This window comes from Paraburkholderia sp. RL18-085-BIA-A (genome assembly GCF_046027075.1).
GTDB lineage: Bacteria > Pseudomonadota > Gammaproteobacteria > Burkholderiales > Burkholderiaceae > Paraburkholderia.
Map to the genome: position 1 here is coordinate 1 of NZ_JARESU010000191.1, position 12,372 is coordinate 12,372.

Annotated in this window: 8 protein-coding genes; 4 read left to right on the plus strand and 4 right to left on the minus strand. The window is 60.3% G+C overall.

Features of this window, described 5'->3' with window-relative positions:
• The first annotated feature begins 931 nt into the window (after window positions 1-931).
• The 4 genes from P0D89_RS47285 to P0D89_RS47300 all read left to right on the plus strand — a co-directional run bounded on the left by P0D89_RS47285 (window position 932) and on the right by P0D89_RS47300 (window position 6,010).
• On the plus strand, window positions 932-2,446 hold the full coding sequence (locus P0D89_RS47285) for a sugar ABC transporter ATP-binding protein (RefSeq protein WP_408360214.1): 1,515 nt from the start codon (window positions 932-934) through the stop codon (window positions 2,444-2,446).
• A gap of 14 nt (window positions 2,447-2,460) precedes the next feature.
• On the plus strand, window positions 2,461-3,486 hold the full coding sequence (locus tag P0D89_RS47290; RefSeq protein ID WP_408360212.1) for an ABC transporter permease: 1,026 nt from the start codon (window positions 2,461-2,463) through the stop codon (window positions 3,484-3,486).
• A gap of 87 nt (window positions 3,487-3,573) precedes the next feature.
• Entirely contained in the window at window positions 3,574-4,515 is a 942-nt protein-coding gene (locus P0D89_RS47295; RefSeq protein WP_408360209.1) for an ABC transporter substrate-binding protein, read from the plus strand.
• A gap of 196 nt (window positions 4,516-4,711) precedes the next feature.
• A complete protein-coding gene (locus P0D89_RS47300; protein ID WP_408360207.1) occupies window positions 4,712-6,010 on the plus strand; it encodes an L-fuconate dehydratase in 1,299 nt (432 codons plus the stop codon).
• Window positions 6,011-6,075: 65 nt separating this feature from the next.
• Here P0D89_RS47300 and P0D89_RS47305 read toward each other — a convergent pair whose 3' ends face one another.
• From P0D89_RS47305 to P0D89_RS47320, 4 genes are all read right to left on the minus strand, one after another.
• Window positions 6,076-8,010: an alpha/beta hydrolase gene (locus tag P0D89_RS47305; RefSeq protein ID WP_408360205.1), complete on the minus strand. Its 1,935-nt coding sequence runs from the start codon at window positions 8,008-8,010 to the stop codon at window positions 6,076-6,078.
• 363 nt (window positions 8,011-8,373) lie between these two features.
• Window positions 8,374-9,654: an SEL1-like repeat protein gene (locus P0D89_RS47310; protein ID WP_408360203.1), complete on the minus strand. Its 1,281-nt coding sequence runs from the start codon at window positions 9,652-9,654 to the stop codon at window positions 8,374-8,376.
• Window positions 9,655-9,657: 3 nt separating this feature from the next.
• Complete coding sequence (locus tag P0D89_RS47315; RefSeq protein ID WP_408360201.1) at window positions 9,658-11,397, minus strand: phospholipase D-like domain-containing protein; 1,740 nt, start codon at window positions 11,395-11,397, stop codon at window positions 9,658-9,660.
• Window positions 11,398-11,549: 152 nt separating this feature from the next.
• Window positions 11,550-12,372, minus strand: an 823-nt coding sequence (locus P0D89_RS47320; RefSeq protein ID WP_408378934.1) for a DUF2345 domain-containing protein, incomplete at its 5' end; no start/stop codon positions are given.

Genomic DNA, 12,372 nt, shown 5'->3' on the forward strand with positions numbered 1-12,372 from the left:
GAAGAGCGCCAAAGTATCCGATGCGGCGCTGGTGAAGTCGTTGCCCGGATTCAGGAACGGCTACGCCGAGGCGTCGTCGTGAGTACCGAATGGCGAAGGTTGATCCGCACGAGTCGCAAGTCCACCTGCTGGTCCGCCAGATGCGATCCTGCGCTGTGCCGCAGCTAACGGACGTTGAGACGGCATGCTTTTCGGGATCCGGCGATCGAACCGGTGTCGTGAACGAAGGCGCGCAAGGTAGATGAGTCCAGGGCTTTGCGTCGAATGTTTCGGCATGAACTCTGCCAACAGCTGTCTGTGTTGCAGTGCGCAAATATGCGAACCGTAACGATGCGATATTAGCCGCTCAAGATCAATCTGGATATTGAGAGTTTTTCCAGCAGAAAAATAAGTCGCCAGTGCTGAATATCAGCTTGCGCCGCTGCCAACCTGTTTGTTGGAATTGGAATGCAGGAAAAACCGGCAGCGTCTCAATGTTCGCGAAGTCAGCTGTTGCCTGTTGGGCAGCCGCTCAAGCTGGTTAATCGCCATTCAGCCGAACGTAAGATGCGCGAATGGGGAAATTTCGGTTTTGAGAGGAATCACGCAGAATTTCCGACGCAGGTAATGGAGCCGAACTCCTTCATTTTTATTTCGATTTTTCGGTTCCATTATTTGGGTTCCAGCGATATTTTCCGAGTCTACTGCTAATTTTCTTGGGTCGATTGCGCAGGGACAAGTATCTGCTGCCCCGACACTGGGGAATGCCTGCACTTGAGCCACCGCTCACCAGCGTCGTAAAATCGTGGCACATCGGTTTTCGGGGTCCAGCAATGCGTCTGGTTTCTCTTTGCGATTACCGTCACGAAAGCTTGCGGCGCTTCGCGCCCTTGCCGCCAGCCTCGCGCGATGAGGGCTGCGGCGGCCGCGCATTTGTCACGCGATCCGCGCCGTGACCCCGCTCATTTCCGTCAAAAGGCTCAACAAGAGCTTTCCCGGCGTAAGGGCGCTGCATGAAGTCCAGTTCGAGCTCATGGCCGGGGAAGTCCACGCGCTGATGGGCGAGAACGGCGCCGGCAAGTCGACGCTGATGAAAATCCTCGCCGGGGTCTACACCCGGGACTCGGGGGAAATCCTCTACGAAGGCAAACCGGTCGCGTTCGAGAGCCCGCGCGACGCGCAGGCCGTGGGCGTCGGTATCATTCATCAGGAACTCCACCTGATGAACCATCTCACTGTCGCGCAGAATATCTTCATCGGCCGCGAGCCGCGCGGGCGTCTCGGCCTGTTCCTCGACGAAGACAAGCTCAATGCGCAGGCGCGCGACATTCTCGCCAGCATGCATGTGGTTCTCGACCCACGCGCCGTCGTGGGCGCGCTTACCGTCGCGCGGCAGCAGATGGTCGAGATCGCCAAGGCGTTGTCGTTCGATTCGCGCGTGCTGATCATGGACGAGCCCACCTCGGCGCTCAACGACGCCGAGATCGCCGAGCTGTTTCGCATCATCCGCAAGCTGAAGAGCCAGGGCGTCGGCATCATCTACATCTCGCACAAGATGGATGAGCTCAAGCAGATTGCCGACCGCGTCACCGTGATGCGCGACGGCGAATATGTGGCCACCGTCGCCGCCCAGGACACCAGCGTCGAGGCGATCATCGGCATGATGGTCGGGCGAACCTTGACCGATGTCGCGCCTTCCCACAGCACCGGAGACAAGGGCGAAGTCGCGCTCGAGGTCCGGAATCTGAATGCCGGTCCGCTCGTCAGAGACGTGAGCTTCGCGCTGCACAAGGGCGAGATATTAGGCTTTGCGGGCTTGATGGGGGCAGGGCGTACCGAGGTCGCGCGAGCCGTGTTCGGCGCCGACCCGATCGAATCCGGCGAGATCGTCGTGAAAGGCGTGAAGGCGGCCATCCGAACGCCGAGCGACGCGGTGGCGCGCGGCATCGGCTATCTGTCGGAAGACCGCAAGCGCTATGGCCTCGCGACCGGCATGGACGTCGAATCGAACATCGTCATGTCCAACCTGCGCAAGTTTCTCGCGTTCAACTTCTTCTTGCGCCGCGCGCAAATCCGCCGCACCGCCAGCCATTTCATCAACCTGCTCGCCATTCGCACACCCTCCGCCTTGCAGCAGGTGCGGCTTCTGTCGGGCGGCAACCAGCAGAAGATCGTGATCGCGAAGTGGCTGGAGCGCGACTGCGACGTGCTCTTTTTCGACGAGCCGACGCGCGGTATCGACGTCGGCGCGAAGAACGAAATCTACAAGCTCTTGCGCTCACTCGCCGACGAAGGCAAGGCGGTCGTAATGATCTCGTCGGAATTGCCGGAAATCCTGCGCATGAGCGATCGCGTGATCGTGATGTGCGAGGGCCGCATTACCGGCGAGCTGTCAGCCAAAGAAGCGACCCAGGAGCGCATCATGCATCTGGCGACGCTGCGTGAAACCCTAAAAGCGGCGGCGTGAGCCGACAGATCGATATGACATTGCCCACGGATGGTTCGACGCTTGCGAGACAGGGACGCTCTGCCGCGCTGAGAGCGCGCGTCTTTTCGCCGACCGCGCTGCAAAAGCTGCTCGCCTTTGCGAGCCTGATTCTGCTGCTGATCTTTTTCAGCTTCGCTTCGCCGGCGTTCATGCAGATGGACAACATGCTCGGCATTTTGCAGGCGACGGCGGTCAACGGCGTTCTCGCGATTGCCTGCACGTTCGTGATCATCACCGGCGGCATCGACTTGTCGGTCGGCACGCTGATGACCTTCACGGCGGTGATCTGCGGCGTGTTTCTCACGTTCTGGCATTTGCCGATGTGGATCGGCGTGCTCGCCGCGATCGGCACGGGCGCAATCTGCGGGACCATTTCGGGTACGCTCACGGCGAAGATGAAGATACCGCCGTTCATCGCTACTTTGGGCATGATGATGTTGCTCAAAGGGCTCTCGCTCGTCGTGTCGGCCGACAAGCCGATCTATTTCACCGACACGGAAAACTTCTACCGGATCTCGCAGGATTCGCTGATCGGCTACCTCGTGCCGAGCCTGCCCATTCCGAATGCGGTCCTGATTCTGTTTTTCCTTGCGGTGGCGAGTTCGATCACGCTCAATCGCACGGCGCTTGGCCGCTATACCTTCGCGCTCGGCAGCAACGAAGAAGCCGTGCGCCTGTCCGGCGTCAATGTCGACCGCTGGAAGATCGCCATTTACGGGCTGAGCGGAGCCATTTGCGGCATTGCCGGGTTGCTGATCGCGTCGCGCCTGAATTCGGCCCAGCCGGCGCTCGGCCAGGGCTACGAACTCGAAGCGATCGCCGCGGTGGTGATCGGCGGCACGTCGCTCAGCGGCGGCTCGGGAACGATCCTCGGCACGATCATCGGCGCGTTCATCATGAGCGTGCTGACCAACGGCCTGCGCATCATGTCAGTCGCTCAGGAATGGCAGATCGTGGTGACGGGGCTCATCATCATTCTCGCGGTCTACGCCGACATTCTGCGGCGCAGGAGGGGCTGACGCCGCGCCGACATCATCAAAGCGGGGAGCGCCACAAGGTTTCCCAACGACGGAAGGTTGCTGGTCCACCTTAGGAGGAGAAATTCCATGTTGAATAAAAGAATAGTGGGTGTCGTGGTCGGCCTGGGCGCACTCGTTGGCGGGGCGAATCTCGCGTATGCGGATGACGTCTATATCCCGCTCATTTCAAAGGGCTTCCAGCATCAGTTCTGGCAGGCCGTCAAATCCGGCGCCGAGCAATCGGCGAAGGAACACAGCGTAAAGATCTCGTTCGAGGGGCCGGAAACTGAGGCGATGGTCGACAAGCAGATCGACATGCTGTCGGCCGCGCTCGCCAAGAAGCCACAGGCACTCGGCATCGCCGCGCTCGACAGCAAGGCGGCGATTCCGCTTCTGAAACGGGCGCAGGCCGCCAAGATGCCGGTCATCGCGTTCGACTCCGGTGTGGACAGCGACATTCCGCTGACCACCTGCTCGACCGACAACCTTGCCGCCGCCGCGCTCGCCGCCGACAAGATGGCCGAGGCGATCGGCAATTCCGGCGAAGTCGCCGTGATCGTTCACGACCAGACCAGCCGCACCGGCATTGATCGCCGCGACGGCTTCGTGAACCAGATGAAGGCGAAGCATCCGAACGTGAAGATCGTCTCTGTCCAGTATGGCGGCGGCGACCATCTGAAGTCGGCGGAAATCGCCAAGGCGATGATTCAGGCCAATCCCAACCTGAAGGGCATTTTCGGCGCCAACGAAGGCTCGGCGGAAGGCGCGGCGATCGGCGTCAGGGAATCGGGCAAGAAACTCGTGCTGATCGGCTTCGACTCCGGCAAGGAACAGAAAGCGGACATCACTTCCGGGTTGATGCTCGGCGCGATCACGCAGAATCCGGTCGGCATCGGCAAGTGCGTGGTCGACTCGGCGGTGACGGCGTTGAAGGGCGGCAAGCTGCCCAAGAAAATCGACACGGGCTTCTTCTGGTACGACAAGACCAACATGACCGATCCGAAGATCGCCGCGGTGCTCTACGATTGACCGTCGCTGTGCCCAGGTGACGAAGGAAGAGGAGCGCGCGGCGCTTCCTCTTCTTTTCGTTTGCGACTTGCGGCGGCACAGGCCGATACCCGCCCATACGGGCCAACACAGCCCGCCCTTCAGTTGCAACGCAACAAACCGGTCCGCCTTCGCTGCCAGGCGGAAGTCGATAGCTGCCGACCAGGAGCGTGTTCAGATGACCACGATCACCAGGCTTTCCGTCCGGGACATCCGCTTTCCGACCTCGCGTTCACTCGACGGCTCCGATGCGATGAATGCCGCGCCGGACTACTCCGCGACCTACGTGACGCTCGAAACGGATTCGCCCGACGCGCTCACGGGCCACGGCCTTACCTTCACGATCGGGCGAGGCAATGAGATCTGCGTGAGCGCGGCCCAGGCGCTGGCCCCGCTGGTGGTCGGCAAGACGCTCGAGGACATCGCCGCGAACATGGGTGCGTTCTGGCGCGCGCTGACATCCGACAGCCAGTTGCGCTGGATCGGCCCGGACAAGGGCGCGATTCATCTGGCGACGGCGGCCGTCGTCAATGCGGCGTGGGACCTGTGGGCGAAAGCGCAAGGCAAGCCGGTCTGGAAACTGCTCGTCGACATGAGCCCGGAAGAACTCGTGCGTTGTCTCGACTTCCGCTATGTGACCGATGTGATCACGCCGCATGAAGCGATCGCGCTACTCCACCGTCACGCGAAGACCCGCGGCGAACGCGAAAAGGAAATGCGCGCGCACGGCTATCCGGCCTACACGACATCGGCTGGCTGGCTCGGCTACGACGACGACAAGATTCGCCGGCTCGCACGTGAAGGCGTCGCGCAGGGCTGGACGCACTTCAAGCAGAAGGTGGGCGGCAATCTCGAAGAAGACGTGCGGCGCGCGCGCATCCTGCGCGAAGAAATCGGCGCGGATCGCAAGCTGATGATGGACGCGAACCAGGTGTGGGATGTCGATGAAGCGGTCACGAACATGCGGCGTCTCGCGGAGTTCGATCCGTGGTGGATCGAGGAACCCACGAGCCCGGACGACATCCTCGGGCATGCGGCCATCCGCGAGCGCCTGCGGCCGATCGGCGTGGCGACCGGCGAGCATTGCCACAATCGCGTGATGTTCAAGCAGTTGCTGCAGGCGCAGGCGATCGACTTCTGCCAGGTGGATAGCTGCCGCTTGGGCGGTCTGAACGAAGTGATCGTCGTGCTGCTGATGGCGGCGAAGTTCGGCGTGCCGGTGTGTCCGCATGCGGGCGGCGTCGGTTTGTGCGAGTACGTGCAGCACATTTCGCTGTTCGACTATATCTGCGTGTCTGCTTCGCTGGAAAACCGCGTGCTCGAATACGTGGATCATCTGCATGAGCATTTCATCGATCCGGTCGTGATCCGCAACGGCCGTTATATGCCGCCGGAGCGTCCGGGCTACAGCATCGAAATGCATGCGGCCTCGCTCGACCAGCATGACTTTCCCGATGGGCCGGTTTGGCGGGTGTGAGTGCGCATGCGCAGGGCCGTGGGTTCGCGGCCCACGGCGCGCCTTTCGCGTTCAGCAGCGCAGCGTCACGACGACGCGTGATCGAATGAACCTCGCCGGCCGCACGCGCTAACGTTTGCTTCCTTTTCGTGAGATGTGCCGCCCGCTCTTGCGGCCGCGAACGCCTGATGGAAAAACGTCTCGCACAAGGCGGCAACCCGCTGCCGCGCCGCCGGGTTCAACACTTCGTGATCCATGTTCGGGATCACCATCGCGTTCGCGTGCGCCAGCTTGTTAAGCCGGCGCCCGCCCGGGCCGAAGTGCATGCGCAACTCGTCCAGCCCGCGATCCAAGGGGCTGAATAACAGCCGGACACGCACGCCCCGCGCGTCGAGATCTTTCATTCGCTGCCGGGCGCGTGCGCCTCGATTCCCTGGCTTGCCGTTCGCGTCTCCGGCCAAAGCCGCGGCGTTGCTGACGAAAGCGTCCATCGCATAGCGCCACAGCGTGCGCAACACTGGCCGCAAGCCGACCTCGCCGCGCAGAACCTGCGCCCATTTGCGCACGCGCAGCATCGCCCGGAAGTGGGCACGCGTCGAGCCCGCGCCGATCTTGAGCGCGTCGCACATCCTGAAGTCCACCGGAAACTCGAAGCGCTGAAGGTTGACCAGCAGCATCGCAGACACGGAGGGATTTTTCGTGGCGACGTGAAGGCTCAGATACGCGCCCGAGCAAATGCCGAACACGGCGACGCGCGGATGCCCTCTCTCGACAGCCCAATCGACGGCCAGCGACGTATCGGCGGCGAGCTGCTCGTAACTGAGCAGGGACGGGTTGACGACCGTGTGGGCGCCTGGGCTGTCGCCGATGCCATGTGCGTCGACTCGCAGCGACGCGATGCCAGCGCGCGCCAGCGTGCGGGCGAGTTCGACGTTAAAGCGCCCGTCGCCGACATGGTGCGTCGTCGCCGTGTTGGCGATGACCACAAGCGGTGCATGCTTGCGGCGGTCCGCCGGTTCACACAGGATTCCGAACAAACGTCCGTTGGCAAGCTCCACCGGCGTTTCGGCAGCGCCGCTCGAACCACATGGCCGTCGCGACGGGAAAGAGAGGATCGCCGCGTCGGATGCGGCATGCGGCAACGGTGCGGATGATCGCGCAAACTCGCGGGCAAACCATTCCTCGACGCACCGGAGCGTTGCCTGAGGCAGGGTTGCCAGCCACGAGGGCTGCATTGCCTCCGCGTATTCAAGGAACGGCAGCGAATCGACCTGAGCGCCCAGCTTGCTATACACGTCCGCCAGTTCGTGACTCGCCCCCTGAGTGGCCGCGTGAACGATCAACAGCTTGTCCGCCGGTGGCGTGTTCGCCCGACGCAAGTCATTCTTCCCAATCTCGTCGATGGCGGCGCGGCTGAAGCGATGTCCGAGCACATCGAACGCATCGGCGGGCGCTACCTCGTTGCGCACGTCCTGAGCAACCGTGTCCAGCCAGGTGCGGTGCAGCGCGGTCATCTCACGCACGAACTGCCGTCCGGCGACAACCGGCGCGATCAGCCCCACGGTATCCACCGACGCCGCACGCGCAGCCTGCGCGGCCACCGTCGCGCCGAAGCGGAAGCCGGTCAGCGCGACACGCTCGACGCCTGTCGCACGCCTGAGGAAACTCACGGCCTCGACGGCTTCGTCCACCCATCGGTCCGGTTCGACGAGCCCGCTGATATCGGTCGAGTCGCCAGTGCCGGCATAGTCGAATCTCAGTACTGCGAAGCCCCGCGCCGCGAGGCGATCGGTCAGCGATCGCATGGCCTGATGCAGCCATAGCGCTTCATGTCCGAGCGGACCGCAGAGCACGATGCCTGACCGGGCATTTCTGCCGACGGCTGGAAGCGGTGCGTAAAGCCAGCCGAAATGCCCGCCGAAATTAATGGGGTGCATTTTGAAGCTGACTGTATTCGTCTCGCGCTCCTCGCTGCGGCGCATAATCGCCGCCTCGGAGAACTTTTCCGGCGCCTTTGTCATGTTGTTTTTTTGGACATAGAGTGTCGGCTCATTAGGCGGCACCCCCAGGGCGACTGTCCGTGCGCTTGCGCACATGGCGGCTAGATGGCATTTATCAGTCCCTGCCAGCCTCGAACTCGCCTGGGCGGCGGAGTGTGACGGCTTGCTGAGTAGGACCCGGCGTGTGGGCGAGAACCTTCGCCTGATGCGGTGTTTTCGAGGCTGGCTGGACTGGCTACGTGATCTACTCACGCCGTGACAGAACCGAACTACGTATTGGCGTGGGGCTTCGCGGCACCTGGAACCATTTGAGCGCAGGGCCAACTGCGGTCTCTGCGCATCGGTCGATAGACCGTCGTACCGCCCGCCGAGCCGCAGACGCACCTACCCCAGATCGCTATAAGCCTGGAGACTCCATTCCGCGTTGGTACGGTGTACCCGCATGCCAAGCAAGGTGTCGAGGCCAGGAATGGGACGAGGATCGTTCATGACGAGCTGCGGCATCGTCTCGCCCTTCCTGAAATGGCGTGTCGCATCCAGGCACACGGGTGCGAATTGCTGCACAGTCCAGATGCCGTCCTGCGGACACACCTGCCCCGTGCGCGCAATCGTCCCCAACTGCACGCGATCTTCCTTTGCGCTTTTGGCTGGCGCAAGGGGGAGTCCCGTCCCGGGGTCGAGATGCTTCTCGCGCGCCAGGCGTTCGACCAGCTGCTCGGACGGTTTCTGCGGCGGCTTCGCGGCGTCCTGTTCCTTCTGCCACTGGAATGTGCCGTCCCACTGCGGCAGCTCTGCTGGTGGCAGCGGCACAATCTGGTCGATGTCTGGCACCTTGGGATTGAGGCCTTCATTGCTGTCGATGAATTTGCCAATCTTCTTGTAGCGACGTGATCGTTCGGGGTCGCCGGGAAGACCGAGATAATTCAACCGATCAGTCGGAGGCGGTCCTTTGAAGCCCTCTTCAAGCGCCAAAGCCGATTGCGTGTCACCCGCACCTACGCCCATCTGAAACGCGTTAACGGCGTCAGAAAAGAGTTGATCGGTCGCAAGACCGATGCCTAAATAGTTAGCTGCCTTCCCGAATCCCTGCTGAGCTGCACACTGGCTCATTTGGCGCGAGATTTCTGGTGCTCTGTCGCGAGGAGAGAGGAGGTCTGCGACATAGTACTGTGCGTCAGGATTGCCCAGATCGGCTGCCTTTCGGAAATATCGACGCGCCTTGTCCTCGTCCTGTTCAATCCCATAACCCCGTTCCAGATAGTGGCCCATGTCGTAGTAACCACCCGGCACACCAGCTTTGATTAACTGTATAGCCAGATCGACGGCTTCGGAGGCCGCGTCAGGCGAAGACGCCAGGCCGGAAGTCAGAAGACCCTGAAGATTGTTATTGGCCGTGTAGTGACCATATGCTGTCGCGATCCGGTAGTAGCGGGCGATCTCATCAAAGTTTTTTTGCCCATCATTTTTCTCCATGTAGCGGCCGTATTTGAACAACTGGTCACTGGTCGGATCGAGTGGCGGCAAATGATCGGCTTCGCGCGTACAGGTAAAAGCGAGCTTGGCGCGCACGGCAGACATATCGGAAGCTGATGGCACAGTGTTATCCTTTTTCGAGCAGGCACATAGAATCAATGCAAGGCAAACAATCATCGCTACATTTTTCATGGATCAATCCACGTTGCTGCGCTTTGCTGATGCACGCGCAAAACCGATGAGCGAGGCAACGGGAGGCTGTCCTGCTTTCTGAAGACTTGCATTGTGCTCAATAATACGATCCCATTGTTTATATGCTTCTTGTGTGTCGTCCTGTGCTCCGGCACTGCCTGTATGTATAGTCCAAAGCTTCCTGCGCAGCGGCTGCGTAACTCCCATATGTTCGTGGCAGATGTTCAGTTCACTATCCACCTCCATGCTGCGCGAATTGATATTTGCCGAACCGTGCGTCAAAAATACGTCATCAATAATCATAATTTTGCTGTGGATATAAACCGGCATCCAGCTATCGCCTGGTGAATCCGGCGCCACCAGCGTGCAGATATGAATTTTCAGGCCGGGAATGTCCTTTGGTGTGAGTGGCCCATTGCGGCGCTGTCGCGCATCATTAAGCTTCTTTTGCGCCGTCTTTTGCCGTGCGGAGGCATCGGCACCAGAGCTCATTCGAGCAAGGGCGAGCTCATTTACTGCACTCGTGACGTCATGCTGTTGCCGGATGTCCTGCTCTTCTTTCGCCATGCCGGACATGAGGTTTGCCTGTCCAAGACTGTCCAGCATCTTGTAGGTGCTCACCGTGCCGCTGCCCATCCCTTCATCACTCGAGTTGGTGACAACGAACAGGTAGACTGACCCATTCTTGCCGGGATCGCGGCCCCACTGGACCTGCCTTGCTGCAGACTCCTTGATCTTGTCTGCCAACGGTCCCCAGCGGAAATACTGGTTCTCGATGTAAATGAACTTCGCAGCGTTACTCGCGGCCTGAAGATATAACGATTTGATGTCGCGTTTTCCTTCCTGCGACTGTGTGCGGGTGATCTGCGCCATAACGGGGGTGCCCAAATCGCCACGCACCTTCAGTTGGGCCGCCAACGGCTTGCGCTTCGTCAACAAATCAACCTTTGCATTGTGCTTCCACGCATTACAGAAATTCGCGTTTAGACACTCCAGAATCGGTCCTGTGACAATGCTCGACATGTCCTGGCGTGGCGTTTCGCCATTGCGACCAAAGCGGGCGTTCATCCGCCCGTAGTGATGCGCGTCGTTATCCCAGTACGCGTCGAGCGTGTTGTGGCCCATGACGAAACCCAGTGCGTGTTCAGGAGCCTCATAGTCGATCAGGACCATTTTCTGATGGTGCGATGGTCCGCCACCAAAGCCACCCATCACAGCTTCCTCGCTTAAACCCTTGTCCGCACGGTGCAAGGATTCCCGGTACATGATTTCGACGCGATCAGTCAGTGAAAAATCTCGGGTTACCAACTGAATGTTAACGAGCGGCTGTACGTCCATGGACGGACGCGAAGATACTGCGCTACTGGCTGTCAACTTCTGTTGCGCCGACGAAGTCGCGAGATTGGCTGTCAACTCCTCTTGCGCCGGCGAAGCGGCGATACGGGCACGGTAATACCAGGCACGATCGTATTCACGCTGGGTGTTGTTTTCGTTTTGAGTGGAAATGCTTCGTACCAGGTCGTATCCCGGATTTTCGTTTTCGAGAAATTGCCCAACAGCAAGTGTGTCGGCCCAGCACAACAGGCGAACCTTGACTCCCTCCTGGCCTTTCTTGATCAGCAAGTCGCCAATACATAAGGAATCGCTAGCACCATCCCGCTTGAAATACATGGATGGCTGGAAACCCGAACAGATGTAATCGATGGTGTGCTTTGGCATTCTTGATGGCATCGTATAACGCACCGAACGCCTCCTCGCCGTTAACCAGAGGACGATAAGAGGCCTCCATCGGAGGATACTCGGTGAGTTGCACGAACCACGGCGTACATATCAGCGCCGACGACGTCTTATCGAGTGCAATCGGCGTAACAATAGGTGGAGATTTGCTCACGTTCTTATTGCTCCGCTTCAGGGTTGAGCAGTTTGTTGTATCGCTGCCTGTTCAACGCACGGTCGCCCGGTGGATTGATGTCATCGGATGGCTGACTCTCATGAAAGTGAAAGCCCTGATTCGCGAGATCGCCATTCGCTACGTCACCGCGATAAGCTTTGGCAACAGGAATCGTATGTGTGACGCCGCTCGCCAGTTCCAGCGTGTATTGCTGCGTTGTCGGATGGTGATCGATCTGGAGCAGCCCGGTTTCATCGAATACGCCCTGCTTAACCAGCGAGCCGCCAGCAAACAGCTTGTAAGGCACGCCTGAGGGAATGGCGGCCCGCGATGCTGGCGACGCTGCGGCATTCAACATGAGCGGCACGGTCGGCAGGCCAGTCAGCGCCGGGTGATTCAGATCCAGCGGCATGTTCAGCGATGCCGCGCCCTTTTTCTGGACCGTGATTGTCTTGATGAAAAGATCGAGCGGACCGCCCAGGGTGATGCTGCCGTCCTTCATGTTGATGAAGGCCCCGCCGCTTTCGAGCGTGAGTTCCTTCTTCGCGCTGATACGTACCGTGCCGTTGACGCTGGCCATCGTCAGGTCCTGGGCGGCCAGTAGCGACATGGCATCGCTTTGCGCCTGAATCTCGACGGCGCCTTGGGCAGCAAAAGCCTTGAAACCCAACTTCTGCGCGAACAGCGAAACTTTGTCGCCCGCCGCGACTGTGAACCGTTTCAGCACGTTCCAGTCGGCATTCTTTCCGGCAACGGTATTGATACTGTCCTGCGCCGACAACTGCACGCCCCCACCCGTGACGATGCCCGCCGACGCGGGCGTGCTT

Bases quoted from the DNA above. Each gene is read 5' to 3' on its own strand.
- P0D89_RS47290 (WP_408360212.1), top strand. From the start codon at position 2,461: ATGACATTGCCCACGGATGGTTCGACGCTTGCGAGACAGGGACGCTCT.
- P0D89_RS47295 (WP_408360209.1), top strand. From the start codon at position 3,574: ATGTTGAATAAAAGAATAGTGGGTGTCGTGGTCGGCCTGGGCGCACTC.
- P0D89_RS47300 (WP_408360207.1), top strand. From the start codon at position 4,712: ATGACCACGATCACCAGGCTTTCCGTCCGGGACATCCGCTTTCCGACC.
- P0D89_RS47305 (WP_408360205.1), bottom strand. From the start codon at position 8,010: ATGACAAAGGCGCCGGAAAAGTTCTCCGAGGCGGCGATTATGCGCCGC.
- P0D89_RS47310 (WP_408360203.1), bottom strand. From the start codon at position 9,654: ATGAAAAATGTAGCGATGATTGTTTGCCTTGCATTGATTCTATGTGCC.